The sequence below is a fragment of the Arthrobacter sp. R4-81 genome (assembly GCF_054792365.1).
Genome location: NZ_CP096445.1, coordinates 1,121,506 through 1,148,055, shown reverse-complemented (window position 1 = coordinate 1,148,055; position 26,550 = coordinate 1,121,506). Strand labels below are relative to the sequence as shown.

The following is a 26,550-nucleotide window of genomic DNA, read 5'->3' as shown; positions in this document are numbered from 1 at the left end:
GGTTCAGCCCTTCTTCCGGTTGAAGCGAAGCTGGATGAGCGCGATGGCCAGCAGGACCACCATCAACACCATGGATGCGGCACTTGCGTAGCCGACCTTGGACTGCTCAAAACCGGTCTTATAGATGTACTGGACGATCAGGACGTTCTCAGTTCCCGGTCCGCCGTTGGTCAGCGCCTGGATCATGGCGAATTCCTTCATCGCATGGATGGTGGAAAGCAGAATAACCATGAACGACGTCGGCGCGATGCCAGGCAGCGTCACGTGCCGGAAGCGCTGCCATGCATTGGCTCCGTCAAGTTCCGCCGCCTCCAGCAGGGCCTCCGGGATGTTCTTCAGCGCAGCTATGAACAGCAGCATGTTGAAGGCCGTGCCACCCCAGGCCGCGGCAAAGATCACCACGGTAAGAGCCAGGTTGCCGTTGCTGGACCACGGCAGCGGGTTTCCGCCCAGCGTGGAGATGATGAAGTTGACGAAGCCGAAGTCCTGGCCAAACATCCACTTCCAGATGACACCCACCACGATGGGCGAGATCAGCCAGGGAAGGAAAATGATGATCTTGGCAGCCGTCCGCCCCCTGACCGCCCTGCTGACAAGGAGGGCGGCAACACCGAGGGATGAGACGTAGACCAGCGGCACTGACAGCACTGTGTAGAGGAAGGTGCGGCTCAGTGCAGCATAGAAGGTGCTGTCCGCAAAGAGCGTCTCGAAGTTTCGCAGGCCGATGAAGTTCAGCCTGCCGATGCCGCGGTAATCCGTGAATGAATAGATGAGCCCGAGCGCCCCGGGCCAGACGAAGAACACGAGGAAGAGCACCACATTGACGCCGATCAGGATCAGCGGGGCAAGGACGTAACGGTTGTGGCGCTTTTGCTGGGACTTGCTCCGCACGGCCGGCGTGCGGAGCGCCTCAGACGTCACTGTGGAGCCCGTGGTTGGAGTAGCCACGGCTTAGCCGCCGTTGTAAAGCTTCACGATGTTATCCACCGTGGTTTTTGCGTCCTGGCTGCCGCCGAGCATCTTGACTGTCTCTTCGCGGAGCGGGTCTCCCGAGAACGGGGTGGCCGCATAGGCCTCGGAGACCACACGCTTGATGGGGTTCTCGCCCTTGCCTTCGTTCTGGGCGATCTGCTGCTGGTACAGCTCAAAAGCAGCCTGCTGGAACGGGTACTCCACCTTCAGGTCCTTGGGCGGCAGGTAGCCGCCCTGCTTGGCAAACTCGGTGTAGTTGGCGTCATCGTAGAACCAGTCAATGAACTTCTTGGCTTCCTCGTCCTGGCCCGTGTCCTTGAACGCGACCATAAAGCCGCCGCCCAGGTTGGTGGCGTTCAGCGGCTGCTTGGGCAGCGGCACGGACATCCACTCAAAGTCCTTGATGTTCTTGTTGAAGTCCGCCACCTGCCAGCTGCCCGAGTAGTACGCCGCGACCTGGCCGCTCTTGAACATCGCGTTTCCGTCCTCGCCGCTGAGCCAGACGGATTTCGGCATAGTCTTGTCGTCGTTGATCTTCTGGAAGTATTCGAGCGTCTCAACGGCCTTATCGTCCGCAGTGTACTTGTCGCCTTCCTTGGGGAATGCCGTGCTGCCGAACTGGTACATCATGGCGCGCAGACGGTGGCCGGAGCGGTCCATGACCACACCGTACTTCGCGCCGGCTTTCTCGCGGACCTGGTTGACGGCTGCGACAAATTCATCCCAGGTCCAGGAGTTTGCGATTCCTGTGGGGAATGCGACGCCGGCCTTATCGAAGAGGCTCTTGTTGACGAACAAGCCCACGGCAGTAAGGTCCGACGGGATGGCCGGGATGGTTCCGTCCGGGGCTTCCTGCAGGAAGTTCTCATCGATCTTCCGGTTCTTGGCAATGTCCGTCAGGTCCTGCAGCTGGGGGGCCCACAGTGGATCCAGGCCGGTAACGCGGGCCAGGGCCGGCAGGTCGTTGGCGGTTGCTGCATTCTTCAGCTTGGTGGTGATGTCCGCGGTGGGAACGTCCACTACCTCGATGGTGATGCCGGTGGCTTCCTTGTACTTCTTGGCTGCCGCGGCGAAGGCGCCACCCTGGTTGGTGTCACCCGAGAGGACCAACTGAAGCGGCTTGGACGGGTCGGCTGCGCCCCCACCGCCACCGCCTCCACAGGCACTGAGAGCCAACGTGGCGGCCGACAAGCCAAAGACCGCCTTTCCAAGCTGGCGACGGCTGAGCTGGCTAAAGATTGTCTTCTCTGACACTGGACTTTCCTGTCTGTTCCGTGGTTGGTCACGTAGATCCGCACCAAGCTGGGGCGGCTGAGAACAAGTGGGAGAATCCCCCAATACTCCTCGTTGGAAAAGCCTTTCCCACGCCTCCACTGTGACCCATGTCATGACAATCTGTCAAGCTTTTGTTTGGGGGCATATAGGTCCCTTTATTCCACCTGGGAAAAGGCCGTGATCAGGTCCCCACTTGTCCGCAAAGCCCTTCCGGGAACCATCCAGCCGAAGTATTTTCGTTCCATGGCACTGAACATCCAGCTAGCAGTCGACTGCAAGAACCCGCATGAGCTCGCCGATTGGTGGGCCGAGACCCTCGAGTGGGCGGTGGAACCACAGGACGAGTCCTTCATTCGCTCCATGATCGAGCAAGGATTCGCAACAGAGGCAGAGACCCAGCTCCACCAGGGAAGGCTCGTCTGGCGCGAGGGCGCCGCAATCCGGCCGCCGGATGAGATCGACGCCAAGCAGCCAACGCGGCGCATCCTGTTCCAGACAGTTCCTGAAGAGAAAACCGTCAAGAACCGGATTCATTGGGATGTCAGGATCGAAAGCGCTGACAAGGACGAGGTGCGGAAAGCCCTGGAAGCCCGGGGCGCAACGTTCCTTTGGACAGCCAATCAGGGACCCCATTCCTGGCACACGATGGCCGATCCCGAGGGCAACGAGTTCTGCATCAGCTAGCGCGATTACTAGACTCGGTGTGTGAGCACCCAACTACCTGCCAAGGTTTCCGACGTCTTTGACCCTTCCCGTTGGCGCACGGTGTCCGGCTTCGACGATTTCCAGGACCTGACATATCACCGGCAAGTGGAACGTTCCGGGGACGGTTCCGTGGTGCGGGACTTGCCCACCGTCCGCATTGCCTTCGACCGGCCCGAAGTCCGCAATGCCTTCCGCCCCGCAACCGTGGACGAGCTCTACCGGGCGATGGACCATGCGCGGATGACCCCGGACGTGGCTACCGTCCTGCTCACCGGCAACGGGCCCTCCCCCAAGGATGACGGGCATTCGTTCTGCTCCGGCGGCGATCAGCGGATCCGCGGCCGCGATGGGTATCGCTATGCGTTGGACGGCGCTTCAGGAGCCGCCGGGGAGTCCGCTGAATTCATCGACCCCGCCCGTGCAGGCCGCCTCCACATTTTGGAAGTGCAGCGCCTCATGCGCACCATGCCCAAGGTGGTGATCGCCGTCGTGAACGGCTGGGCCGCCGGCGGTGGCCACTCACTCCACGTGGTCTCGGACCTCACTATCGCTTCCCGCCAGCACGGCAAATTCAAACAGACAGACGCCACGGTGGGAAGTTTCGACGCCGGGTACGGCTCCGCGCTGCTGGCCCGGCAAATCGGGCAGAAGGCCGCCCGGGAAATTTTCTTCCTGGCGCGTGAATATTCGGCTGAGGACATGGTCCGCATGGGCGCTGTCAACGAGGCTGTGGACCACGAACTGCTCGAGGACGTGGCCCTGGAGTACGCGGCCGACATCGCCCGGCAGTCCCCGCAGGCCATCCGCATGCTCAAGTTCGCTTTCAATCTGGCCGACGACGGACTCGCCGGCCAGCAGGTGTTCGCGGGCGAAGCTACCCGGATGGCTTACATGACGGACGAGGCCGTGGAGGGCAAGGAGGCCTTCCTCGAGAAGCGCGAACCGGACTGGTCACGGTTCCCGTATTACTTCTGATGCGCTTCTGATGCTCACGCATCCGCTTCCAGCCCGCATGCTCCAGCCATAGTCGAAGGCAGACACTTGTGAACATTGAACCCGCGCTCAAGGCTCTCGCAGCCGCCCTCCATGGCGAGGGTCCCGCCGTCGAACTTTCCACGGGCCCGGACGGGAGCCCCGTTGTCTCTCCCGTCCAGACCCCGGGGTTCGACGACGCCGTGGTGGTGGTGCGGACCTCCGGCTCCACCGGGACGCCCAAGGCGACCGTGCTGACGGTGGAGGCACTCGCCGCTTCTTCCATGGCGACGGCGCTGGCGTTCAAGGGCGAAGGCCAATGGCTGCTCGCGCTCCCCGTGCAATATGTCGCCGGGCTTCAGGTGCTGGTTCGTTCATTGTTCGCCGGAACGCGCCCCTGGGCCATGGATCTCTCCACCGGCTTCACCCCGGAGGCTTTCACCGCGGCTGCCCTTGAACTCACTGACAGGATCCGGTTCACCTCCCTGGTGCCTACACAACTGCAGCGGCTGCTGGACTCCCCTGCGCCCGAAACCCTTGCCGTTCTCCGGCGTTTCAACGGCATTCTCCTTGGGGGTGCCCCGGCGTCAGCAGACCTGCTGCAGGCTGCGCGTGACGCCGGGCTTCGGGTGGTGACCACCTACGGTTCCGCCGAGACCTGCGGCGGATGTGTGTACGACGGCGTTCCCATCGAAGGCGTGGAGGTGAAGGTTTCCGAGGACGGACGGATCCTCCTTGGCGGGGACATTGTTGCCGCAGGGTACCTGGATGATCCCGACCTCACCGCCGAAACGTTCATCGAGGAGGACGGGCTCCGCTGGTTCCGCACCAATGATCTCGGGTCCATCAATGCAGAAGGCATCCTGACCGTGCTGGGTCGGGCAGACGACGTCGTCATCACCGGAGGCGTCAAGGTTTCCGCAGCACACGTGCAGGCAGAACTTGAAAAGCTCGACGGCGTCACGGCAGCTTTTGTGACGGGCGTCCCGTCAGAGGAGTGGGGGCAGGCTGTGGCCGCCTATGTTGCCGTTGCTGACAGCACTCCGGAGGGGATCAGCGGCTTCACCGCCAGGCGCCACCACCTGCTGGGACAACTGGCGCCCAAGACAGTGCTGGCCGCGCCGGAACTGATCATGTTGCCTAACGGAAAACCTGACCGCCTGGCTATGACGGAGTTGCTCAACGAGCTCCATCAGGGAAAGTAAAGTAGACCTGCAACCCGCTGCACGTCCGCAGCTTCCTGAACCAACAAGAGGTACTCACTGTGGCAACAGCCGCCCAATGGATCCAAGGCGCCCGTCCGCGCACGCTGCCGGCAGCGATCGCTCCGGTACTGATCGGCACGGCCGCCGCTTTCGAGATGGGTGCCTTCCGGCCGGTCAACGCCGTTCTTGCCGGTGTGGTGGCGCTGCTGCTGCAGATTGGCGTCAACTACGCCAACGACTACTCCGACGGCATCCGCGGCACTGATGAGGACCGTGTGGGGCCGCTGCGCCTTGTGGGTTCCGGCGCTGCCCGCCCCCACCAGGTCAAGCAGGCCGCTTTTGCAGCCTTTGCCCTGGCCATGCTGTGCGGACTGGCCCTGGTAATCATCACGCAGGCATGGTGGCTTATCCTGGTGGGCCTGGGCTGCGTACTGGCTGCGTGGGGCTACACCGGAGGGAAGAACCCGTACGGCTACCTGGGCCTGGGAGATGTCTTCGTGTTCGTCTTCTTTGGACTCGTAGCCACCCTCGGCACAACGTATACGCAGGCTGGCCACATAAACCTCGCAGCCATCATCGGCGCCATAGGCACCGGACTTATTGCCTGCGCCCTGCTGATGGCCAACAACGTCAGGGACATTCCCACCGATACCAAGGCAGGCAAAAAGACGCTGGCAGTACGGCTGGGAGACAAGCACGCGCGGGAGAGCTACGTCCTGATGCTGGCCGTCGCCATCCTTCTTGTGGTGGTTCTCGCGCCGGGACGGCCATGGATGCTCCTGGTACTCCTGCTTATCCCAGCGAGCCTGATGCCGTCCTGGCTCATGATCAACGGCAGGAAGCGCAAGAGCCTCATCCCCGTCCTCAAACAGACTGGCCTGATCAACCTGGGTTACAGCGTGCTGTTCTCTGCAGGCCTGATACTGACCCGGGGCGTTTAAACCTCTCAGGCGTCTTTGGGGCGCTTTTCCATTTTGACCGTGACGTCAGGGTGGGCATCCACCAAGCTGTCCTCGGCGTTCGCGTCATCCACTTCGCCCGCGGTCCGGATCGGCTTGGCGCGGCCGGAGAGCCGCTCCTGAACTGCCCCCGCGGCGGCGTCGCGTTGCTTCTGGAAGAACAGGTAGCTGATGCCAAACGCGATGAGGCCGGCGCAGATCACGGACAGAATTGCGCCCAGCTCCAGCAGTTGGAAAAGCACGAACAACGGCACAAACAATGCCAGACGAATCAGGGAGTATTTCAGGAAAGCCACTCTTCAAGTTTAGCCGCCCCGGAAGACGCCTGTTATCGGCAGGACCGAGCCGGTCCCTGTGATCCAACCGTAGCCATGTGAGCGGCCCCCGGAGGCTAGACTGGATGTATGCCCCGCGTTCTGCTCGCCGTCGCCGTACTAACCATCGTTGTCTATGGTCTGGTTGACGTGATCCGGACTGATCGTCGGCTCACGCGTGGAATTTCCAAGCCAGCATGGATTGTGGTGATGGTGGTTCTGCCGGTGATCGGAGCCGCGCTCTGGTTCATTTTTGGCCGCCCCCGTGGCACCAGCAGGCCGACGAAGCAAACCTTCCGCCACCCCACGGCTCCCGACGACGATCCCGAGTTCCTCCGCGCCCTGGAGCTCAGGCGCCGTAACCAGGCCGAGGCCGACAGGCTTAAGAAGCTCAAGGACCAGCTCGACGCGCGGGAACAGAAGCGCGGCGACGGATCCGATGAAAGCCGCGACGACGCCCAGGGCAACGACGAAGTCAAGTGACCTGCTTTAGTCACCCCGGTTAGGTGAACTGGTAACCGGCGCTAAATCTGCTAAGTTTTCGCGTCATAAAAAGCCAGCCGTGCCTGTATAGAAGGCAGGGGGAATCTTCACCCTCGTCTATCGAATCAGCGGTCCGGGGGACAGACAGTGGAAGCAGCGGTTGATGTTGGAGATCTGTATGCTCACTACCGGCAGGCAATGGACGGAAACCCTGACGCCGAGACAGCACTGGCACTGACTTGGGACGTCCTGGAAGCAGCCGACCAGGCCCTGGGGCCACGACGGAAACCTCGCCGGGTGACGGGGGACGAGAGGCCGAACTACCAGAGCCCCGAATACTAGAGGCCGGAGTACGAGTGAAGGCCGTTGAAGAACTGGTTCACAATGGTGAAGTTGAAGACCACGCACAGGTAGCCCACGATTGACAGCCATGCCGCCCTGGTTCCGGTCCAGCCTCTCGTGGCCCGGGCATGCAGGTATCCCGCATAGACAACCCAGATCACAAACGTCCAGACTTCCTTGGTGTCCCAACCCCAGAAGCGGCCCCACGCCTTTTCGGCCCAGATGGCGCCGAACATCAGGGTGAAGGTCCATCCGACAAAAGCGATGGCGTTGATCCGGTAGGACAGGTTTTCCAGGCTCAGGGCGGACGGCACCAGGCGCATAAAGCCAAGTTTGTCTCCCCCACCGGAAGCAATGGTTTTTTGCCGGTGTGCCTGGACCAGTTGCAGCGCGGACATCGCGAACGTGAGCGTGAAAAGCGCCGATGACAGCACGGCGATGGAGACGTGGATGATCAGCCAGTAGCTCTGGAGCGCGGGGACGAGATGGCCCACAGGGGTCCAGTAGGAAATGCTGGCCGCAACCAACATGACGACCACCAGCCCGACCACAAACGTGCCAAGGAACCGCAGGTCACGGCGGATCAGCACCAGCAGGAAGACTGCAACGGCCACAAAAGCGCCGGTGGTGAGGAACTCGTACATGTTTCCCCAGGGAACCCGCCCGGCGCCCAAGGCACGGGTAAGCACTCCGGCGGCATGGATCGAGGCTCCGAGGACGGTCAGAGCGACTGCCACACGGGCCGGAACGCGGCGCTCGGCTCCATAGCGCATTCCGGCGTCAGCGGTTTGTCCCAGCCCTGAGCCCTCACCTGCCGGGGAGACTGCCGATGACGGCCGTTCGGCCCGCCCAACAGGCCCGCTGACGTCGGAGTCTGTCCGGTCAGTACTTGCTTCCCTCACGGAGCCCGCTGAAACAGGAATCTTTGCTGCGGCAGGGGACGAAACAGCTTCCAGGGCTTCGGCTGCTGCAGCTGCCTTGAGGTCCACGGCTCGGAGGGCTGAACTGCTCCTGGCCAGGTCCCAGGCAAAGGCGATGAAGGCCACCGTGTAGGTACCTGCTGCAAGGAGCATAAAGAGCTCGCTGTACGCGCCCATGGTTTCGTTGATGCCAAGCATTACTGGTCCTTCTTAGACTCTGTCGAGCCTGCTGTTGACTGGATAATGTCTGCTGGGGGGGCTTCTGTGACTGCGGAGGCTTCTGCTGCTGTGGCCGCCGTGGCATCTGCTGCTTCGGTAGCCTCTGAACCGGCGTCGCGTTCAGCCCCACCATTATCCGCCTGCCCGCTGGGAGCACTCTGGGAATCCTTGGCTTCGGCGTCCCGGGATTTCAGGCCCCACTCCTCCTCCAGCAACTCACGGATGGCCTTCGCTTCCGCCGCCAGGCGGTGGTCCTCGCCTCGAGCCAGGAGTGCGTACTCCACCATGGTGCGGCCATCCTCATGGATGCCGGCCCGGACCCAGACCCGGCGCCGGTTCACATAGAGGGAAGTGACCAGTCCCGCCACGGCCAGCAAAGCAAAGATCAGGGCGTAAAGCTGCCCAGGGTTGTGGTGGATGTCCACGCCGATGTAGCGCTTCACGCCGTCAAAGCTGACGGATCCCTTGCCGTCCGGGAGTGTGTAGCTGGTTCCCGGCTCAAGCGTGATGCCCCCGGCGTCGAGATTCCGGGCGTTGAGCGGCGTCAGTTTCTCGACGTCGAGCTCGAAGACGTTCTGCGGAGCGCCGGTGTCCAGCCCAAGGTCTCCAAAGTACGAGTTCAACGACAGCCTTGGATTGAAGAGTTCAGGATCGCCGCTGAAGGAAACGCCTTCATTGCTGACCATCGCCGTGGGAAGGAAGAACCCGGCAAAGCCCAGTTGGTCGGGCTTGGCGTCGGGGACCTTGATCACCACAGACGAGTAATAGTGATCCCCCTGCAACCGTGCTATCACTGGGCCTTGGAAGGCTACATTGCCCTGCCCGTCCCGGATGGTGACCAGTGGAGCGTAGCCATTGCCTGTGAGGTAGAGGCTGGTGCCGCCCAGGGTCAAAGGATCGTTAACCTTGAGAACTTCCTGCTGTTCCGGGGCGTCCGGTGATTCCTTGGTGGTGACGTCGGCCCTGAAGTCGATGGGTTGACCCTTCTTGCCTTCCGATTCCCTGTCGAAGGTGGCCCGGAACTTATCCAGTCGAACAGAGTAAGGCTGGAGCTGACTGCTCTGGAAATTGGTTCCGGGCGTGAACTGGTCGTACCCGACGAGGGTGTTCACGAACGTATCGCCTTCAACCAGGATGCGCTGCCCGCTGTAGCCGAACAGTCCGCCGGCCGCCACGGAGACGAGCACCCCGATCAGGGATGTATGGAAAACGAGGTTTCCCACTTCTTTCAGGAACCCGCGCTCGGCCCCCAAAGACGGCTGCTCACCGTCGTCGTCCCTCACCTCAACACGGTAACCGCGCTTCTTCAGCATGCCGGCGGCGTCGTTAACAGCGCGCGACGCCGTGATCCCGGCGTCCGCCGGAACCACCAGGGTGCCGTATTCGGGGAGGCGGGAAAGGCGTTTGGGTGTCCGGGGAGGCTGCGACCGCATGGCCTTGTAGTGCGCTATTGCCCGCGGCACAACGCAGCCGATCAGCGAAATGAACAGCAGGATGTAAATGGCGGAGAACCATGCGGAGGAGTAGACGTCGTAGAGCTGGAGGGCATCCAGCACCTTGCCGTAATCACCGTTGTCCTTGATGTACTGGGTGACGATTGAAGGGTTGGCGGGCCGTTGCGGAAAAAGCGAACCGGGCACGGCAGCCACCGCCAGGAGGAGGAGCAGAAACAAGGCGGTACGCATGCTGGTGAGCTGCGTCCATGCCCAGCGAAGCGTTCCCTTGACGCCAAGAGCCGGGAGGGCAGCTTCAGCTTTGGCCGCAGCAACAGGATTGGCCCCGGGGGCGGCGTCCTTGGGTGCCTGTTGGCTGGCGGCCGTCTCCGGAGAGTTCTTCTGTTCTTTCACACGCTCGCTCATCAGATTGGCAACTTCACATCGGTTTGGAACCAGTACTGCAACCCGGTAACCCAGGCTCCCCACAGGCCGGTGGCCATCAGGAGACCGAGCACGATTAGAATTCCTCCGCCAATCCGCTGAATGGCGAGGCGGTGCGTACGGAAGAAGGACATCACACCGATTCCCCTGCGGACCGCCAGCGCGATCAGGAGGAATGGAATTCCCAGGCCGAGGCTGTAGACGAAAGCCAGGAACGCCCCCTTGGCCGCCGAGGATCCGCCGGAGAGGCTGAGGAGCTGCACTGCCGAGTAGGTGGGACCGATGCACGGAGCCCAGCCCAGCCCGAAGGTAATTCCCAGTAAGGGTGCGCCCCACAGCCCTGCCGGCGGCTTGGCATGAATCTTGGCATCCCGCTGGAACCACCCGAATCCACCCATGAACACCACGCCCATCGCAATGACCAGGAGGCCAAGAATCTGGGTGATCCACGCGTTCTCCGGCCCAGTGATCAGGGTTCCGAGTTGGCCGAAGGCGCCACCCAAGAGGACAAAGATGGCCGAGAAACCCAACACGAACAAGCCGATGCCCGCCAGCATCCGGCCGCGCTTCTGCTTCTGCAGGTCCACGCCCGTGAGCCCTGTGACGTAGCCCAGATAGCCCGGGACCAGCGGCAGCACGCACGGTGAAAGGAAGGAGACCAGTCCCGCCAGCAGAGCCACCGGGATGGCAAGCAGGAGCGATCCATTCAGGATGGCCTCGGCAAAGGGACTGTTCACTGGGAAACCGCCGCTACTCAGCCACGGCCGCGGCGATGAGGGCCTTCAGGGTGCCTTTTTCGATTTCCCCGAGGACGCGGGAAGCCACCCTGCCAGCCTTGTCCAGGACGAGCGTGGTGGGAACAGCCCCAGGCGGAACCAGGCCGGAAACGGCCAGCAGGACTCCGCCATCCTTATCGTTGAAGCTGGGGTAGGTCAGGCCGAATGTTTTATCGAACGCCTCGGCCGTCGCTTTTTCGTCCCTCAGGTTGACGCCGTAGAACTGGACAGCCTGATCTTTGAACTCCTGGTGCAGTTCTTCCAGCAACGGCGCTTCCACGCGGCATGGGGCGCACGCTGCGAACCAGAAGTTGAGCACAGTGACCTTGCCCTGGAAATCCGCCGGTTCAATGGTGGTGCCATCGAACAAGGCCCCCTTGATACCCACCGCTGCTTTGCGATCAGTGGCCGCGAACTCTGTGACGGAGCCATCCCCCGCAACGTAGTTCTTGTTGTCCCCTGCCTTGGCCTGCTTGGCCAGGGCGTCCTCTTGGGCACAAGAAGACAGGCCCAGCGTGAGCGCGGCCAGTGCAGCACCGCCGGCAGCCAGGACGCTGCGGCGTGAGGTGTTGGGATTGGTGCCTTGCATGCTCAGGCTCCAGGGGTGTTGGAGGCACCCGGAAGGAGTGCTGCGGCGGGCTCGGTGTAGTCGACGCGCACCAGTGCGCCGTCGTGGTCAAAAACCAGGGAGGTCAGGGAGGTCAGGGTGCACTCACGCTTCCGCGGATCATGCCAGAGCGGCTTGCCTTCTGCGCTGAGCCTGGTGGCCCAGATGGGAAGCTGGTGTGCCACCAAAATGGCCTCCGCGCCGTCGCCGCCCAGTTCCAGTGCCTTGAGCCGGGCATCCTGGACTGCAGCCATCACGCGGTTGGCCTGCTCTTTGTACGGCTCACCCCAGGAAGGGCGGAAAGGATTGACAAGGCGCGGCCAGTGCCTCGGCCTGCGGAGCTCGGCCTTAGTGACCTTCATGCCTTCAAAGTAGTTTTCGGCTTCGACGATGCGTTCTTCGACGGCGATGTCCAGCCTGAGCGCCTCGGAAATCGGGAGCGCCGTTTCCTGGGCCCGGGTCAGCGGTGACGCAGCAAGGTAGACGATATTTGCCCCATGCGAAGCCCGCTCACTGAAGTGCTCCGCCAGGGTGCGCGCCATCTCCCGTCCAAGCTCCGAGAGATGAAACTCGGGCAGGCGTCCATACAGGACTCCGGCGGGATTGTGGACTTCGCCATGGCGAAGCAAATGAACGGTGGTTTGGGGCATGTATACAAGTTTCTCAAAGATGACGGGCGATCTGAAATCTTCTACAAGAAGTAGAACTAGGGGCCCCGAAAAAAAGTTCCGCCCAATCGGAATAAAAGATGCAAATGCATGTTTATACTGGGTGAAGCGATTAGTTGAGGCTTCAACAGATGATGCTTCAACTAATGACGAGATGGCCTTCAACCCGAACTTCGCATAACAAGGAGAACTAAAATGTCACTTCCCACCAACCTCACCACCGGCACCTGGACCCTCGACTCCTCGCACAGCGAAATCGAGTTTACCGTACGCCACGCAGGCATCAGCAAGGTCCGCGGCCAGTTCAAGGAAGCTACGGCCACCCTCGATCTGGCAGACAATGTCGCAGATTCCAAGGTCAATGCGACTATCCAGACCGCCAGCTTCGACTCCGGCGACGTCAACCGCGACGGCCACGTCCGCGGCGAAGACTTTTTCGACGTCGAGAAGTTCCCGGAGATCTCCTTCGTCTCCAACGGCATTGTGCCTAAGGGTGACGGCTATGAGCTGCAGGGCGATCTCACCATCAAGGGAGTCACCCGTTCGGTTGCCCTCGAGACCGAATTCAACGGAGCAGCCGTTGACCCGTTCGGCAACACCCGGGCAGGCGTCTCTGCTGAAACCACCATCAGCCGCAAGGACTTCGGCCTCACCTGGAACGCAGTCCTCGAAGCCGGCGGTGTCCTGGTCAGCGACAAGGTTGCCATCAACCTTGAGCTGGCCTTCATCGCTCCGGCTGCCTAGCAGGCCGAAGCTGCTCAGCGGACATCGCTCCGCTGATTCCACGCCTCCGCTTCGGCGGGCATATTTCATGACCTGCACCCCTGTTCCAGCTAGTTGTATTGACCACGGACATTAGTGACGCTCGGCGTGGTTTGGTGACATGAAGAAGACCTCCCGGTGGAGTGGGGCTTGTCTAGAGTCCAATTCCACGCACGGAGGTCTTCATGTCCCACCCTAACGCTTTCCTGACCCCACGTGGCAGGCTGCACCTCGCGCAATGTGTTGTTGAGCAGGGCTGGAGCCTGCGCCGCGCAGCTGAGCGGTTTCAGGTCTCGGTACCCACGGTTGCGCGCTGGGCACAGCGTTACCGCGAGCACGGTCCGGCCGCGATGACCGACCGTTCCAGCCGGCCGCACTCCTCGCCGCAACGGACCGCAAGGCGTACGGAGCGGCGGATCATTGCCGTGCGCGTGAACCGCCGGGTGGGGTCCGGCAAGAATCGGGTATCTGCTGGGCATCCACCCCTCCACCGTGCACCGCGTCCTCTCCCGCTACCGGCTGGCGAAGCTGACCTGGCTGGACCGAGGCACAGGACGAGTGATCCGCCGCTACGAACACGCCCAACCCGGAGACCTGGTCCACGTTGACATCAAGAAACTCGGCAGGATCCCCGACGGCGGCGGGCACAGGGCCCTCGGCAGGGCCACCGGAATACAGAACAGGACCAGGACCCCGTCCAACCGAAGGCCCGGCTACCACTACCTCCACAACGCCGTCGATGACCATTCTCGCCTGGCCTACACCGAAATCCTCACCGACGAGACAAAGGAAACCGCAGCAGCGTTCTGGCAGCGAGTCAACGCGTGGTTCCAGTCCCGTGGCATCACGGTCCAACGGGTTCTGACCGATAACGGAAACTGCTACCGGTCCCGCCTCTTCGCCGAGGCCTTGGGCCCGGATGTCAAGCACAAACGCACGCGCCCCTACCGGCCCCAAACCAACGGTAAAGTCGAACGGTTCAACCGCACCATGCTCGAGGAATGGGCCTACGCCCGCCCCTACCGATCAGAAACTGAGCGTGTTGCCGGATTCCCGGACTGGCTCCATGCCTACAATCACCACCGAGCCCACACTGCCCTCAAAGGTCAGACACCGGCCAGCCGCGTCACTAACCTCTCCGGTCAATACAGCTAGTCTGGGACAGGGGCGCGGAGTTTAAGGGTCCACCAAAGACCAAGCGTCCTGATGGCGTTTCCGGCCGGACAGCTGTAGCTCGGCAGGCTCTTCGTACAACGATTGTAAATTCTTGGCTATTTACGGCGAGTTAGCCCAAAGTTGCCTAGATAACAGGGGACCCGCCGTCTACAGTGAAAGCCATGACCAACCCAAGTGATGCCCCTCAGCCGGAACAACCCGGCAGCCAGCCGTCTGACGGCAATGTTCCGCCCACCCCTTACCAACAGCCCCCGTCCTATCAGACACCGCAGGGCCAGCAGCCGCCCCAGGGATATCCGGCCGGCAACTACCAGACGCCAGACGGCTACCAGGCGCCCGGGCAGCCTGGTTATGGCGCCCCCGCCGGAGCTGCCAACAACGCACCACCAGCAGGCCTCGGCTACGCCGCCCCCGCCCGCAACACGCTTGCATTGGATTTCAACAACATCAAAGAGCGCGTGACTAACACCCAGGGTGTACCCCAGCAACTGGTTATTTCCTATTGGCTCTGGATTGGCGCAGCTGTGCTCGGTGTTGTGGCTAGCCTCGTTGCCACGGTCGGTGCCGCAGGTGGCTTTGCTGGCGTCGGACTGATCTTCAGCCTGATTTGGGCCGCCGTCTACATCTTCATTGCCATCCGGCTCAAGGAAGGTGCCCGTTGGGCCAGGCTGGTCCTGACGATTTTGGGTGGCTTGTCGGTTTTGGCGCTCCCCTTCACGTTGTTCACCGGAGGCCTGAGCTTGATCGGGACGGCAGTAACTATCGCGGCAGCCGTCATGATGTGGCTGCCCCAGTCCCAGCAACACTTCAAGGGCTGATACAGCAAAACTAGGGACGTAACCACATCCCATCGGGTTAGTTAAGCATTGAAGGCCGCGGCTGGGAAACTCCCTGCCGCGGCCTTCCAAATCCAACAGGAATACCTCTTGCGAATGATCCACATGCCGCACCAAGCGTTGTACGGTGGAAGCAAGACCATGCTGGGGGCAGGGGCATCACACTGATCCCGGTAGCCGATTTTCGAAGTCGACACATGAAGGATCGAACATGAGCACTCCCCCAGTCCCTCCCGCCAACCAGGACGAGCCTGAGTCTGGCGGCAAGAACGCGCCGCAGTACGATCAGAACAATCCGCAGCAGCCCCAGTACGGGCAAAACGCTCCGCAGTACGGCCAGAACGCTCCCCAGCAGCCGCAGTACGGGGCGCCCCAGTACGGCCAGAATGCTCCTCAGCACCCACAGTATGGGGCACCCCAGTATGGCCAGAACGCTCCCCAACAGCCGCAGTACGGGGCGCCACAATACGGCCAGAACCCGCCGCAGCAGCAGTTCGGCCAGCCCCAGCAAGGCCAGTCTCCCTATGGCCAGTCGCCTTACGGTCAGTCACCGTACTCGCAGTACCCTTCCGAGCTTCCATCTGCCGGAAACAGCAACCGGCCCCCGCAGGTGGACCTCGCCTTTTGGCTGATCATCGGCGCCGGTGTGCTGTCGTTCATCAGTGCCATGGTGTTGGCATTCTCGGGTGGAGATTTCTTCACCCAAATGATGCAGGAACAGGCCCAGCTGCAGGGCACGGAACTGCCCCCCGGCACCATTGAGGGAATGCAGGGAATGATGGTAGGTGCCAGCATCGTGGGCGGTCTCATCTCCCTGGGACTCTACGCCCTCGTGGCCTTTCCTGTACGCAACGGAAAGAACTGGGCACGCATCCTGGGTACTGTCTTCGCGGGCATCTCGGTGTTTGGACTCTTCAGCGTCTTCAGCATGGGTCCTACGTACGGCGTGCTGCAGATCCTCGTCATTCTGATGGGAGTCGCGGGCATCGTACTCCTGTACTTGCCGGCCAATTCGCCGTACTTCCAGAAGCAGCAGCCGTTCGCCAATCCTTACTCCCAGCCGTACGGCCGCTAGAACTCAGGGCCACATAAAGTCATACGGCGGCTAGGAGCCAGGGCCACATAGATCCATGTTGAGGGCGCAGGCCCGGCGGAGCAGAGTAACTTACTCCAGCTCTTCCGGGGCCTGCGTCCTTTGTGCGTGGTAGGCCAGAATCTGCAGTTCCGTGGCCATGTCTACCTTGCGCAGGTTTACTCCGGGCGGAACCTGCAGCATCACGGGGGCGAAGCTCAGAATGCTCCTCACGCCGGCCGCCACCACCCTGTCACACACGCTTTGGGCTACGGCGGCAGGCAGCGCCAGGACCACCATGTTCGCTCCCGTCCGCTGGAGCACCGCTTCCATGTCGGCAGCGTCACTCACACGCAGCCATCCCACTTCGTTGCCTACGATCATCTGGTCGGCGTCGAAAATGGCCACGACATCAAAGCCCCGCGATTCGAATCCGCCATACCTTGCCAGGGCTTTCCCGAGGTTACCGGCACCGACGATAGCGACTTTCCAGTCCTTGGTGAGACCGAGGGCCGCAGAAATGTGCCGGCTCAGGTACTGAACCTCGTAGCCCACGCCGCGGGTCCCGTAGGAACCCACATGCGAGAGGTCTTTGCGCAGGGTAGCTGAGCTCACGCCCGAGGCTTCGGCAAGTGATTCCGAGGATACCCTGTCCACGCCTTCGGCAAGCATGGTGGTCAGGGCGCGCAAATAGAGGGTGAGCCGTGCCACGGCTGCGGGCGGAATCTGCTTTGCAGCGGTTCCGGAATCCCCGCGGACTGCTTCCGGGGATGAATCGAGCGAAGTCACATCTGCTCCATTGCGTCGCGTTGTGAGTCCACTCTAGGGCCCCACGACTTGTGTCAACAAAAGCGGAACGACGTCATCCGGGCTCGGGCCGAGGCCTACTTCGCCATGGCTTGCTGTAGAACCCTCGTCAGCCGGGCCTCGTCGATCTTCCAGAAGTCCCGCTGGATCCCGTCGACCACCACCACCGGAATCTCTTCGGCGTAGCGCTCACGGAGCTCCGCGTCATTGTCCACCAACTGTTCCCGCCACTCCAGTCCCAGTCCGGCAGTGACGCGGTCGACGGCGTCGCGCGCGGCACTGCAGAGATGGCAGTTTGCTTTGGTGAGCAGGAGGACGTCTGGTTTTGCCATGGTTCCACGGTAGCCGGGCTGTCCGCCGTCGTCGACGCCACTGGCCTGAACCGCCCTCAGGTATCCCGCGCACAGCAACAGAACGCCACAGGCGGCGGCGATGCCGAGCATTGACTAGACTCGTGGCATGCCCGAGGAGAAGTACGTTGCTGTGGCCCGCCGCCCGGTTGCCACCCAGCAACACGGCGAGGCCGCCTTCTTCGACGTCGATAACACCCTGATGAAGGGTGCCAGCCTGTTCCACGTGGCACGGAAAATGCATCAGCGGGGGACGTTCACACTGACCCAGGCTGCTGGTTTCGCGTGGAAGCAGTTCAAGTTTGTGATTCGCGGGGAGAACCTCGACGACGTCCACGCCGTCCGCGATTCAGCCCTTCTGCTTGCAGCCGGCATCACGGTCGAGGACATCAAAGTCCTGGGCGAAGAGGTCTTTGACGAGATGATCGCGTCCAGGATCTGGCCCGGAGCCAAGGCCCTGGCCCAGCAGCACCTTCGGGTTGGCAGGAAAGTCTGGCTGGTAACCGCAACTCCCATCGAAGTAGCCACCGTCATATCGACCCGCCTCGGACTGACCGGGGCCCTTGGCACGGTCGGAGAAATCAAGGACGGCGTCTATACGGGCAAACTGGTGGGCGAGATCCTCCACGGGGCAGCCAAGGCCGTGGCAGTGCAGGCCATCGCCGACGAGGAAGGCCTGGAGCTCAAGAGGTGCTGGGCCTACAGCGACTCCCACAATGACATCCCGTTGCTCAGCATGGTGGGGCATCCCGTGGCCATCAACCCCGATGCACGCCTCCGCCGGCATGCCCGGGAGAACAACTGGCCGGTCTACGATTTCCGCTCCGGACGCCGCGCAGCAACGCTCGGCCTGAAGGCAGCCACGGTCTGCGGCGCCGTCTACGGCCTCTGGAAGGGCTTCTCGCGCTTCCGCGGCCCCACTATCTAGCAGAGCCGCACACCGTTGCAGCACCAAGGAGCAAGGACGCAAAAATGCCCGCTACCTCGAAAGGCAACGGGCATTGACGCTTTGGAAGTATTACTACTTCTTATTGCGACGCTGGTGGCGCGTCTTACGAAGCAACTTGCGGTGCTTCTTCTTGGCCATACGCTTGCGACGCTTCTTGATAACTGAACCCACGAAAGTTCCTTACAAACTAGATGCGTACCTGTCTGATGGAAAAGGTCCGTGGACTAAGCAACAGACTGTACAACTGACAGATTCTTACAATGACGTAAAACGTTCCTTAACAGCCTACCGCTTATCCGGAGCGCAAACTGACGGCGACGACTCACGCCGTCTCGGATTGGCCCTCCACGACGGCGCGCTTCAGGTACTGTTCGACAGCGGACTCCGGTACCCGGAACGAGCGGCCAAAGCGGACGGCGGGCATATCCCCCGAATGAACCAGGCGATAAACGGTCATCTTAGAGACGCGCATGACCTCAGCCACTTCGGCCACGGTCAAGAACTTCGCGTTGGAGAAGTTCGACTCTGCGGACATTTCCCATATTCCTTTGCTCTCAGCATTCTGCGGCAACCTGTATTCTGCGGGTGCGGCGATGCTGAGCCATCGAACAACCGTGTGCTAGTTACTCTAGAGGCAGTTGGGGCCAATGTGAAAGGCGTAGTGGCGAAACTACGCGTTCGCCTCTAGCAAGTAGCCATTACTCGGCCAAGGAAATCCTGCGTTTCCGGGCCGAAGCGGCAAGCTGCCCGAGCACGGACACCGTCACGTCCCACTCCATGCAGGCGTCGGTCACACTTTGGCCGTAGAGCAATTCGGCAGTTCCGTTGGAATCCGTGACGTCCAGGTTCTGGGCGCCGCCTACGAGGAAGCTTTCCAGCATCACGCCGGCGATGGCCTTTGCGGAGGCGCCGCCCTCCTCCAGCTGGGCACCGATTTCGAAGGCGACTTCCGCCTGGCGGTGGTGGCTTTTCCCGCTGTTCGCGTGGCTCGCATCCACAATCAGGCGCGGGTTCAGGTTCTTCGCTGCAAGACGGGAAGAAGCGGCTTCGACGTCGGCTGCTGAGTAATTGGGGCCCTTGCGGCCGCCACGGAGAATGACGTGCGTGTCCGGGTTGCCGGCCGTCGCCACGAGAGCAGCTTTGCCGTCGTCGTCAATTCCCAGGAAAGCCTGGGCCGCGCCGGCGGCGCTGCACGCGTCAACGGCAACCTGGAGGTCGCCGTCGGTACCATTCTTGAAGCCGATGGGCATGGAGAGCCCGGACGCCAACTGCCGGTGGATCTGGCTTTCCGTGGTGCGTGCACCAATGGCACCCCAGGAGACCAGGTCTGCCGTGTACTGGGGGCTGATGGGCTCGAGGAATTCCGTGGCGGTTGGGAGCCCCAAGGCTGTTACTTGCTGGAGGAAGCTTCGGGCTGCACGGAGGCCTGTGGCAATGTCGTGGCTGCCATCCAGGTGGGGGTCGTTGATGAGCCCCTTCCAGCCCACGGTGGTCCGCGGCTTTTCAAAGTACGCCCGCATCACGATAAGCAGGTCTTCCTTGTGCTTCTCGGCCTGGCTCACGAGCCTGCGGGCGTATTCCAGCCCGGCCTTCGGATCGTGAATGGAGCAGGGACCCACGATCACCAGCAGGCGGTCGTCCAGGCCGTCCATGACGGCGCGGACTTCATCACGGCCCCGCCCGACGACGTCGGTCACCCTCGCGTCGAGCGGAAGCTCAGCGATCATCTCGTGGGGAGTGGGGAGCGCAGTGAACTTGCTGATCCTCAAGTTCGAGGTGGAATGTTGGGGATTGGCGGCGGCTGCTGTGGTGCTCATGGGGTCCTGTTCCAGATAGGAGCGGGCCCTGGTCAGAACCCGCCGGAGAAATGGCGAAGGGCAGAGAATGATCTCTGCCCTGTTGGCTCTGAAGGAAAGTTGGGTGCGTGTCAGTTAGACGCGGGCTCCTCCAGAGCCAACGAAAAATACGCATACCAACGGTTAGTCATAGCCACACCATAACCGGGCCGGGTCCGTCAGGGCAAAATTCCACTAAATTGTGCCCGTCATCTCCCGTCGCATGTGCTCATGAAATGTCGGCCGCTGGACTTATCCAGCGGCATCCTGCGGTTCCTGTACCCAGCCGGCCAGGTCCAGCTTCGTCTCCCGTTGTGCGTCGAGTACAACTTCCTGGGTCCGCCCGCCGTACCTGACCGTTATTGTCCGCAGCTGGGAGCCCGGCTGCAATGTAAAGGACGCCCTCTCCAGCTTCCCGCTTTTCCAGGCCAAGGAAACCGCGACGCCGGGACGGGCCCGGAGTCCGGATACCTCACCATCGGCCAACTCGACAGGCAGGGCGGGCAGGAGCTCGATTTCGCCGCGATGGCTCTGAACAAGGCACTCCGCGACAGCCGCGATGTATCCAAGGTTCCCGTCGATCTGGAACGGTGGATGGGCGGCAAAGAGGTTGGGATAGAGGCCGCCGCCGAAGCCGGAATACCCGTCCCTGCCCGCCGGCATTCCACGGTAGAACAGGCGCATCAGGGCGGTGACTTTTTCGGGCTCCCTTAGGCGCGCCCTCATAACCATTTTCCAGGCCAGGGACCACCCCGTCGAATCGTCACCGCGGCCGTCCAGGCTGGCCCGAACAGCCGCCTCGAGCTCTGCATCCAGCGGTTCGTCGCCGGGATACGCCAGATAGAGATGGCTTATGTGCCTGTGCTCCTCTTCCCACTCGGGCGGGTCAGCCAGCCACTCCCGCAGCCTGCCGTTGGCTCCGGGCGCCGGCCGCGGAATCCTCGGCAGCGCGGCCCTTGCTTCCTTCACCACAACATCATCCTCCAACCCGAGCATCACCGCCAGGGACTCGACCATGCCGAGCACGTCCCGGCACAGGGTCAGGTCCATGGAGGAGGAAGCGGCCACAGCAGCCTTCACCGGCTGGTTTGTCACGGCACTGTCTGTGCCGGCCCGATGTACCCCCGGCCCGTCTCCGGACGCCTTGAAACTGTTCTCCGGAGAGGTGGAAGGACTTGTCCCGAGGGAACCGTCGGGAAACTCGATCAAGAGATCCAACAGGAACTCAGCCTGTCCGCGGATGGCCGGCCACGCCCGGTCGAGGGCGAAGTCACGGTCAGCTCCGAACTGCAGATGCTCCCACAGATGCCGGACAAGCCATGCTCCGCCCATGGGCCAGAAAGACCATTCGGGTGAGTGGGTGCCGTGGCCAACGGGTTTGCTGTAGCCCCAGATATCCGAATTGTGATGGACGGTCCAGCCCCGGGCTCCGTAGTACTCCTTCGCGGTTGCGGCTCCAGTTACCTGGAGGGCCTCGACTAATCCAAAGAGCGGCTCCACACACTCGCCCAGGCCAGCCACCTCCGCTCCCCAATAGTTCATCTCGAGGTTGACGTTGGTGGTGAAGTTTGAGCTCCACGGCGGCAGCATCCTGTCATTCCAGATTCCCTGCAGGTTGGCAGGAGTACCGCCGGGCCTGGAACTCGAGATCAGCAGATACCGGCCATAGTTGAAGAGCAACGCTCCCAACCCTGGATCGGCAGCTAAAGGACCCTTCGGGTGGGAATTCGCCAAGGCCAGTCGTTGAGCGGTGTTGGTGCCGGCCGCTTCTCCGGTGCGCCTGTCTCCCGGCCCAAGGCGGAGACTGGTTGAGCTGTACAGCGCGCCATGGCTCTCCTCATGCCGGCGCAGGAGGGACTCCGGCCCCATCTTCCTGGCGGCCTCCAAAGTTGCTCTCACAGCATCAGCCGCCTGTGCAGATGAGCCTTGGGGTTGGCGGCCCATCCCCTCGAAGGTGGTGGCACCACTCACATAAATCACCGCGTGCTTTACACCAGTTGCCCACGGACCTTTCGAACCTTCAACGCCTTCCGCACCTTTAGCAGAACCGGGGCCGAAAGCGGCGCCGGTAACGCCGTCGTGCTCCAAAAGCGCGGTGACTGCCCCTTGCAAACTGAGCGAATCATCATCCGAATACTTGATTTCCCCGGTGCCGTGACTTGGTGCCACATCGGCTGGCAGCTTGAGCTCAAGGCCTGTCAGTAACTGGGTTCCCGCGTTGTCGCGGACCCTCCCTGTGCGCTTGGTGACCAGCAGCGGGGAGTCCAGTGACAGCGAAATTTCCACACCGCCAGGGAGCTCGGTGTCCACCGTTATTGCCAACACTGATGGGCTGTGGCTGATGAAGGCTTCAACCCTGACTTCATGGCCCGAAAGCCTGTACCGCGTGCTGTTCACCCCACGCGTCAAATCCAGGCTGCGGGAATAATTCTCAGGCACATCGCCGCCATCTGCGTCGCCGAGGTGCACAGGGTTGAGGGACACCACCAGGTCCGAAAACGGAAGGAAAGTCTGCGAATGCCGGTGCTGCAGTGCCTTCAGGGCCTCGTGGCCGGCGGGGTAGTTTTCCCTGGCGATGAGTTCACGCACACGTGCCAGGATGCCGTCCGCCTCCTGAGGGCTGAAGTGCGGTTCCAGTTCCTGGCTGTGCGGCGAACCGGACCAAGCTGTCCCGTGATTGATTTGGAAGCGATGATGGCGTGGTCCACCAAAAACCATCGCTCCGAGGAAGCCGTTTCCCAAGGGGAGCGCTTCAAGCCAATCATGGGCAGGACTGTCGTACACCAAGCCGTCATCGGGATGCATGGCTGCAATTCTAGGAGGAAGAGGTCCGATGTCCCAAGGTAATTGGCCAACACGGTTACCGAGTATTCGTACCCTGCGGGAAGAATGATCCGATCTATACGTGGGGCGATGCTAACGCAGGCTCATAAGTTTCCAGCCTCGACGACCTCAGAACCTGTTGCCGAAGCTCCGTCAGGGTTCCGCCCAACGCTCCCGCAGCACGCGCCTGAACGAGGATGTTTCCCAAGGCAGTCGCCTCAACGGGCCCTGCAACCACAGGTTTCCCGGTGGAGTCGGCTGTCAGCTGGCAGAGCAACCGGTTCTGGGACCCGCCGCCCACAATGTGCACCACGTCCACCGGTGTTCCCGAGAGCCGCTCGGCGTCAGCAATGGTCCGAGCATAGCCCGCGGCGAGGCTGTCCAGGATGCAGCGCACGATCGCGGCCGGCTGCTCCGAAAGCACGGTACCGGTAACCCGGGCAGCGGATCGGATGCGGTCAGGCATGTCATCCGGGGCGATGAAATACGAATCGTCGGCGTTGACCACCGGGCCACCCGAGGGCAGCGCCGCCGCGGCGTCCAAGAGTTCCTCCATGGAGGGCTCATAGCCCTCCTTGGCCCAGGTACGCTGGCACTCGCTCAGCAGCCAGAGACCCCCTACGTTCCGGAGGTAGCGGATGGTGTTGTCCACACCGCGTTCATTCGTGAAGTTAGCCTGCCGGCTGGCTTCGGTGAGCACCGGGTGGCGCAGTTCAACGCCTACCAGCGACCAAGTGCCCGAAGAAATATAGGCAAAGTCCACCCCGCTGGCCGGCACGGCTGCCACGGCGGAGGCAGTGTCGTGAGAACCGACCGCAACCACCCGGGTCGCCTCGGGCAAACCTGTGGCTTCGGCGATCTGCGGATGCAGCGTGCCAACAGTATCGCCCGGTTGGATGAGCGGAGGGAAGAGTGTGGGAGGCAATTGCAATGCGGCGAGGAACTCGGTAGCCCACTCCCCTGCCACAGCATCGAACAGCCCGGTAGTGGAAGCATTCGTGACTTCGGTGCGCCGCTGGCCCGTGAGCTTGAAGGCGATCAGGTCCGGGATCAGCAATGCCTGCAATCCCCCCAGCGAGGGCTCGGCGGCCAGCTGGTAGATCGTGTTGAAGGGCAGGAACTGCAGCCCGGTGGTGGCGTAGAGCCTGGCCGGATCCAGCACTTTATGGACGCCGTTGACGGCTCCCTGCCCGCGGGGATCACGGTAGCTGTAGGGCTGGGCAACCAACTCCCCTGCGGCGTCGACCAGTCCGTAGTCCACCGCCCAGGTGTCGATCCCGATGCTGGCTATCCGGGCGCCCCGCTGGGCAGCCGCCTTGCCGGCCGCCGCGAGTCCCCTAAGGACCTCCGCGAACAGCGCGTCGAAGTTCCAGCGCAGGCCGCCGTCGGACTCGATAACACCGTTTGGAAAGCGGTGCACCACCTCCAGCCGGGACGTACCCCCGGTGATGCTTCCCAGGATCACCCGGCCGGAGGAGGCTCCGATGTCGACGGCGGCAAACAAGTTGTCGCCCGAGGCTGCGCCGTTGGATCCGGTGCCGACCGGGCCATTGGACCCTGTGCCGTTGGCGGGACTGGTACTCATCGCAGGAACGCCGCAGCTACACCGGCGTCCACGGGGATATGGAGTCCGGTGGTGTGGGACAGTTCGGAGCTGGTGAGCACGGCGGCAGCGTTGGCCACGTGCTCGGGGAGGACTTCTCGTTTGAGCAGGGTCCGTTGTGCGTAGTATTTGCCCAGTTCCTGTTCGTCCACGCCATAGACAGCGGCGCGCTTGGCACCCCAGCCTCCGGCGAAGATTCCGGAGCCGCGGACCACGCCGTCGGGATTGATGCCGTTGACGCGGATGCCGTACTCGCCGAGTTCAGCTGCGAGCAGCCGGACCTGGTGGGCCTGGTCCGCTTTGGTAGCTGAGTAGGCGATGTTATTGGGGCCGGCGAAGACCGAGTTCTTGGAGGAGATGTAGATGATGTCCCCGCCCATGTCCTGCTCGATCATGACCTTCGCCGCGGCCTTCGCCACCAGGAAGGAGCCCTTTGCCATCACGTTGTGCTGTAGGTCCCAGTCCATTTCCGTGGTTTCCAGCAGCGGCTTGGAGATGGAGAGCCCGGCGTTGTTGACCACCAGATCAACTCCGCCGAAGGCCAGCACGGCGGCGTCGATGGCTGCGGCAACCTGGCCCTCGTCGGTGACGTCTGCCTGCACTCCAATGGCGACGTCGGACCCGCCAAGTTCGGCAGCGACGGCTTGGGCGTTTTCCAGGTTCAGGTCCGCGATAACGACGCAGGCCCCGTCGGCGGCAAGCCGGGTGGCGATTGCTTTACCGATGCCCGACGCCGCCCCTGTTACCAGCGCGATGCGGGTGGCGTGTGACTTGGGCTTGGGCATGCGGGCCAGCTTGGCTTCCTCAAGCGCCCAGTATTCGATCCGGAACTTCTCGGATTCCTCGATCGGGGCGTAGGTGGAGATGGCTTCCGCGCCACGCATCACGTTGATGGCGTTGATGTAGAACTCACCGGCAACGCGTGCGGTCTGTTTGTTGGCCCCGAAGGAGAACATGCCCACGCCCGGGACCAGCACGATGGCCGGATCAGCACCGCGCAGGGCTGGTGAATCGGCATCCGCGTGGCGGTCGTAGTAGGCCTGGTAGTCCTCGCGGTACCCGGTGTGCAGCTCCTTGAGCCGCGCCACGGCATCCTCGATGGACGCATCAGCAGGCAGGTCCAGGATCAGGGGCTTCACCTTGGTGCGCAGGAAATGGTCCGGGCAGGAGGTACCCAGCGCTCCGAGCCTCGGATGTTCGGCGCTTTCCAGGAACTCCAGAACGACGGCGTCATCGCTGAAGTGCCCCAGTTGCGGTTTGTCCGTGGAGGCCAATCCGCGGATCACCGGTGCGAGGGCAGCCGCCTTGGCCTTCCGCTCCGCGTCCGGCAGGGGGCCGTAGCCCGGCAGTTTGGCGCCGAAGGGCTCGGCCTTGCCGTTATCGATGATGTACTTCTCGGCCTGGTCAATGATCCACAGCGAGTTCTGTTCCGCCTCCTCGCTGGTGGCGCCCCAGGCCGTGATGCCGTGGCCGCCCAGGATGGTGCCCACGGCCTGCGGATTTGCCTCCTTGATGGCGGCGATGTCGAGGCCAAGCTGGAAACCGGGGCGGCGCCAAGGGACCCAGACAACCTTGTTGTCGAAGATCTTGGCCGTCAGTGCCTCACCATCTGCTGCAGTAGCAACGGCAATCCCTGAATCCGGGTGCAGGTGGTCCACGTGGGCTGCGTCCACCAAACCGTGCATTGCCGTATCGATCGACGGAGCGGCGCCGCCCTTGCCATGGAGGCAGTAGTCGAACGCCAACACCATCTCGTCTTCGCGCTCGACGCCCGGATAGACACTCTTCAGCGCGTTGAGGCGATCAAGACGGAGTACAGCAAGGTTTTCGGCCCTCAGGGTGCCAAGGTCTCCACCGGATCCTTTGACCCAGAGGAGCTGGACGTCTTCGCCTGTGACAGGATCCTTTTCAGTTCCTTTTGCGGAGGTGTTACCGCCGGCAAAGTTGGTGTTGCGCTTGTCCGCCCCGAGACGGTTGGAGCGCGAAATCAGGTCTTCGACAGTCTTGTTGCTGGCAGAGTTGCTGGCGTTTTGCATAGTGGTT

Annotated in this window: 26 protein-coding genes and 1 pseudogene; 11 read left to right on the top strand and 16 right to left on the bottom strand. The window is 62.2% G+C overall.

Going from position 1 to position 26,550, the window contains the following annotated elements; all coding sequences use genetic code 11:
- Window positions 1-3 precede the first annotated feature (3 nt).
- Together M1E05_RS05375 and M1E05_RS05370 are read right to left on the bottom strand one after the other, a co-directional pair.
- The gene (locus M1E05_RS05375; RefSeq protein WP_458111807.1) at window positions 4-948 is read right to left on the bottom strand and encodes a carbohydrate ABC transporter permease; all 945 of its coding nucleotides are present in this window, start codon (window positions 946-948) and stop codon (window positions 4-6) included.
- 3 nt (window positions 949-951) lie between these two features.
- Window positions 952-2,226 (bottom strand): ABC transporter substrate-binding protein, encoded by a 1,275-nt coding sequence (locus M1E05_RS05370; RefSeq protein ID WP_458111808.1) that lies wholly within the window; start codon window positions 2,224-2,226, stop codon window positions 952-954.
- Between the two features lie 264 nt (window positions 2,227-2,490).
- Between M1E05_RS05370 and M1E05_RS05365 the strand changes: the two genes are divergently transcribed.
- The 4 genes from M1E05_RS05365 to M1E05_RS05350 all read left to right on the top strand — a co-directional run bounded on the left by M1E05_RS05365 (window position 2,491) and on the right by M1E05_RS05350 (window position 6,070).
- Window positions 2,491-2,931, top strand: coding sequence for a VOC family protein (locus M1E05_RS05365; RefSeq protein WP_458114555.1), 441 nt, complete (start codon window positions 2,491-2,493; stop codon window positions 2,929-2,931).
- 21 nt (window positions 2,932-2,952) lie between these two features.
- Window positions 2,953-3,927, top strand: a complete 975-nt coding sequence (locus M1E05_RS05360; protein WP_458111809.1) for a 1,4-dihydroxy-2-naphthoyl-CoA synthase — start codon at window positions 2,953-2,955, stop codon at window positions 3,925-3,927.
- Between the two features lie 68 nt (window positions 3,928-3,995).
- Complete coding sequence (locus M1E05_RS05355) at window positions 3,996-5,129, top strand: AMP-binding protein (RefSeq protein WP_461164678.1); 1,134 nt, start codon at window positions 3,996-3,998, stop codon at window positions 5,127-5,129.
- A 59-nt stretch (window positions 5,130-5,188) separates the two neighbouring features.
- Window positions 5,189-6,070 carry a 1,4-dihydroxy-2-naphthoate polyprenyltransferase gene (locus tag M1E05_RS05350; RefSeq protein WP_458111811.1) on the top strand — a complete coding sequence of 294 codons (882 nt, stop codon included), beginning with the start codon at window positions 5,189-5,191 and terminating at the stop codon, window positions 6,068-6,070.
- 5 nt (window positions 6,071-6,075) lie between these two features.
- Here M1E05_RS05350 and M1E05_RS05345 read toward each other — a convergent pair whose 3' ends face one another.
- Complete coding sequence (locus tag M1E05_RS05345; RefSeq protein ID WP_458111812.1) at window positions 6,076-6,384, bottom strand: DUF4229 domain-containing protein; 309 nt, start codon at window positions 6,382-6,384, stop codon at window positions 6,076-6,078.
- Between the two features lie 108 nt (window positions 6,385-6,492).
- On the opposite strand from M1E05_RS05345, the gene M1E05_RS05340 reads away from it, so the two are divergent.
- Together M1E05_RS05340 and M1E05_RS05335 are read left to right on the top strand one after the other, a co-directional pair.
- Window positions 6,493-6,885, top strand: coding sequence for a PLD nuclease N-terminal domain-containing protein (locus M1E05_RS05340; RefSeq protein WP_461164677.1), 393 nt, complete (start codon window positions 6,493-6,495; stop codon window positions 6,883-6,885).
- A gap of 198 nt (window positions 6,886-7,083) precedes the next feature.
- Complete coding sequence (locus M1E05_RS05335) at window positions 7,084-7,227, top strand: hypothetical protein (protein ID WP_461164676.1); 144 nt, start codon at window positions 7,084-7,086, stop codon at window positions 7,225-7,227.
- On the opposite strand, the gene ccsB is transcribed toward M1E05_RS05335, so the two are convergent.
- The 5 genes from ccsB to M1E05_RS05310 are packed head-to-tail and all read right to left on the bottom strand — an operon-like array spanning window position 7,224 to window position 12,276.
- On the bottom strand, window positions 7,224-8,345 hold the full coding sequence (ccsB, locus tag M1E05_RS05330) for a c-type cytochrome biogenesis protein CcsB (protein ID WP_458111815.1): 1,122 nt from the start codon (window positions 8,343-8,345) through the stop codon (window positions 7,224-7,226). The genes M1E05_RS05335 and ccsB overlap by 4 nt on opposite strands.
- Complete coding sequence (resB, locus tag M1E05_RS05325) at window positions 8,345-10,225, bottom strand: cytochrome c biogenesis protein ResB (protein WP_461164675.1); 1,881 nt, start codon at window positions 10,223-10,225, stop codon at window positions 8,345-8,347. Before resB ends, ccsB begins: the two co-directional genes overlap by 1 nt.
- Window positions 10,225-10,980, bottom strand: coding sequence for a cytochrome c biogenesis CcdA family protein (locus M1E05_RS05320; protein ID WP_458111817.1), 756 nt, complete (start codon window positions 10,978-10,980; stop codon window positions 10,225-10,227). Before M1E05_RS05320 ends, resB begins: the two co-directional genes overlap by 1 nt.
- A 13-nt stretch (window positions 10,981-10,993) precedes the next feature.
- Window positions 10,994-11,608, bottom strand: a complete 615-nt coding sequence (locus M1E05_RS05315) for a TlpA family protein disulfide reductase (RefSeq protein WP_458111818.1) — start codon at window positions 11,606-11,608, stop codon at window positions 10,994-10,996.
- 2 nt (window positions 11,609-11,610) lie between these two features.
- The gene (locus M1E05_RS05310; protein ID WP_461164674.1) at window positions 11,611-12,276 is read right to left on the bottom strand and encodes a histidine phosphatase family protein; all 666 of its coding nucleotides are present in this window, start codon (window positions 12,274-12,276) and stop codon (window positions 11,611-11,613) included.
- A gap of 213 nt (window positions 12,277-12,489) precedes the next feature.
- On the opposite strand from M1E05_RS05310, the gene M1E05_RS05305 reads away from it, so the two are divergent.
- From M1E05_RS05305 to M1E05_RS05290, 4 genes and pseudogenes are all read left to right on the top strand, one after another.
- Window positions 12,490-13,038, top strand: a complete 549-nt coding sequence (locus M1E05_RS05305) for a YceI family protein (RefSeq protein ID WP_461164673.1) — start codon at window positions 12,490-12,492, stop codon at window positions 13,036-13,038.
- Window positions 13,039-13,241: 203 nt separating this feature from the next.
- Window positions 13,242-14,211, top strand: a pseudogene (locus M1E05_RS05300) (IS481 family transposase).
- 182 nt (window positions 14,212-14,393) lie between these two features.
- Window positions 14,394-15,050, top strand: a complete 657-nt coding sequence (locus tag M1E05_RS05295; RefSeq protein ID WP_461164672.1) for a hypothetical protein — start codon at window positions 14,394-14,396, stop codon at window positions 15,048-15,050.
- 229 nt (window positions 15,051-15,279) lie between these two features.
- Window positions 15,280-16,143, top strand: coding sequence for an MFS transporter (locus M1E05_RS05290; protein ID WP_458111822.1), 864 nt, complete (start codon window positions 15,280-15,282; stop codon window positions 16,141-16,143).
- A gap of 90 nt (window positions 16,144-16,233) precedes the next feature.
- Here M1E05_RS05290 and M1E05_RS05285 read toward each other — a convergent pair whose 3' ends face one another.
- Together M1E05_RS05285 and M1E05_RS05280 are read right to left on the bottom strand one after the other, a co-directional pair.
- Window positions 16,234-16,929 (bottom strand): redox-sensing transcriptional repressor Rex, encoded by a 696-nt coding sequence (locus M1E05_RS05285; protein ID WP_247042317.1) that lies wholly within the window; start codon window positions 16,927-16,929, stop codon window positions 16,234-16,236.
- Window positions 16,930-17,024: 95 nt separating this feature from the next.
- Window positions 17,025-17,279, bottom strand: coding sequence for a glutaredoxin family protein (locus tag M1E05_RS05280; RefSeq protein WP_461165193.1), 255 nt, complete (start codon window positions 17,277-17,279; stop codon window positions 17,025-17,027).
- A 127-nt stretch (window positions 17,280-17,406) separates the two neighbouring features.
- Here M1E05_RS05280 and M1E05_RS05275 point away from each other — a divergent pair, with 127 nt between their 5' ends.
- Complete coding sequence (locus M1E05_RS05275; RefSeq protein ID WP_458111824.1) at window positions 17,407-18,225, top strand: HAD family hydrolase; 819 nt, start codon at window positions 17,407-17,409, stop codon at window positions 18,223-18,225.
- A gap of 93 nt (window positions 18,226-18,318) precedes the next feature.
- On the opposite strand, the gene M1E05_RS05270 is transcribed toward M1E05_RS05275, so the two are convergent.
- From M1E05_RS05270 to M1E05_RS05245, 6 genes are all read right to left on the bottom strand, one after another.
- Window positions 18,319-18,417: a 30S ribosomal protein bS22 gene (locus M1E05_RS05270; protein WP_003792170.1), complete on the bottom strand. Its 99-nt coding sequence runs from the start codon at window positions 18,415-18,417 to the stop codon at window positions 18,319-18,321.
- 151 nt (window positions 18,418-18,568) lie between these two features.
- Complete coding sequence (locus M1E05_RS05265) at window positions 18,569-18,781, bottom strand: helix-turn-helix domain-containing protein (RefSeq protein WP_247042322.1); 213 nt, start codon at window positions 18,779-18,781, stop codon at window positions 18,569-18,571.
- A 163-nt stretch (window positions 18,782-18,944) separates the two neighbouring features.
- A complete protein-coding gene (locus M1E05_RS05260; protein ID WP_461164671.1) occupies window positions 18,945-20,063 on the bottom strand; it encodes a 3-deoxy-7-phosphoheptulonate synthase in 1,119 nt (372 codons plus the stop codon).
- 270 nt (window positions 20,064-20,333) lie between these two features.
- Window positions 20,334-22,886 (bottom strand): glycoside hydrolase family 95 protein, encoded by a 2,553-nt coding sequence (locus M1E05_RS05255; RefSeq protein ID WP_461164670.1) that lies wholly within the window; start codon window positions 22,884-22,886, stop codon window positions 20,334-20,336.
- A 94-nt stretch (window positions 22,887-22,980) separates the two neighbouring features.
- Window positions 22,981-24,489, bottom strand: a complete 1,509-nt coding sequence (locus M1E05_RS05250) for a rhamnulokinase (protein WP_461164669.1) — start codon at window positions 24,487-24,489, stop codon at window positions 22,981-22,983.
- On the bottom strand, window positions 24,486-26,543 hold the full coding sequence (locus M1E05_RS05245) for a bifunctional aldolase/short-chain dehydrogenase (protein WP_461165192.1): 2,058 nt from the start codon (window positions 26,541-26,543) through the stop codon (window positions 24,486-24,488). The genes M1E05_RS05250 and M1E05_RS05245 overlap by 4 nt, the downstream gene beginning before the upstream one ends.
- Window positions 26,544-26,550 lie beyond the last annotated feature (7 nt).

Coding starts and splice junctions, on each gene's coding strand:
- M1E05_RS05295 (WP_461164672.1), top strand. CDS start 14,394: ATGACCAACCCAAGTGATGCCCCTCAGCCGGAACAACCCGGCAGCCAG.
- M1E05_RS05255 (WP_461164670.1), bottom strand. CDS start 22,886: ATGCATCCCGATGACGGCTTGGTGTACGACAGTCCTGCCCATGATTGG.
- M1E05_RS05250 (WP_461164669.1), bottom strand. CDS start 24,489: ATGAGTACCAGTCCCGCCAACGGCACAGGGTCCAATGGCCCGGTCGGC.
- M1E05_RS05315 (WP_458111818.1), bottom strand. CDS start 11,608: ATGCAAGGCACCAATCCCAACACCTCACGCCGCAGCGTCCTGGCTGCC.
- M1E05_RS05265 (WP_247042322.1), bottom strand. CDS start 18,781: ATGTCCGCAGAGTCGAACTTCTCCAACGCGAAGTTCTTGACCGTGGCC.
- M1E05_RS05275 (WP_458111824.1), top strand. CDS start 17,407: ATGCCCGAGGAGAAGTACGTTGCTGTGGCCCGCCGCCCGGTTGCCACC.
- M1E05_RS05260 (WP_461164671.1), bottom strand. CDS start 20,063: ATGAGCACCACAGCAGCCGCCGCCAATCCCCAACATTCCACCTCGAAC.
- M1E05_RS05335 (WP_461164676.1), top strand. CDS start 7,084: ATGGACGGAAACCCTGACGCCGAGACAGCACTGGCACTGACTTGGGAC.
- M1E05_RS05310 (WP_461164674.1), bottom strand. CDS start 12,276: ATGCCCCAAACCACCGTTCATTTGCTTCGCCATGGCGAAGTCCACAAT.
- M1E05_RS05290 (WP_458111822.1), top strand. CDS start 15,280: ATGAGCACTCCCCCAGTCCCTCCCGCCAACCAGGACGAGCCTGAGTCT.
- M1E05_RS05340 (WP_461164677.1), top strand. CDS start 6,493: ATGCCCCGCGTTCTGCTCGCCGTCGCCGTACTAACCATCGTTGTCTAT.
- M1E05_RS05305 (WP_461164673.1), top strand. CDS start 12,490: ATGTCACTTCCCACCAACCTCACCACCGGCACCTGGACCCTCGACTCC.
- resB (WP_461164675.1), bottom strand. CDS start 10,225: ATGAGCGAGCGTGTGAAAGAACAGAAGAACTCTCCGGAGACGGCCGCC.
- M1E05_RS05280 (WP_461165193.1), bottom strand. CDS start 17,279: ATGGCAAAACCAGACGTCCTCCTGCTCACCAAAGCAAACTGCCATCTC.
- M1E05_RS05245 (WP_461165192.1), bottom strand. CDS start 26,543: ATGCAAAACGCCAGCAACTCTGCCAGCAACAAGACTGTCGAAGACCTG.
- ccsB (WP_458111815.1), bottom strand. CDS start 8,345: ATGCTTGGCATCAACGAAACCATGGGCGCGTACAGCGAGCTCTTTATG.
- M1E05_RS05365 (WP_458114555.1), top strand. CDS start 2,491: ATGGCACTGAACATCCAGCTAGCAGTCGACTGCAAGAACCCGCATGAG.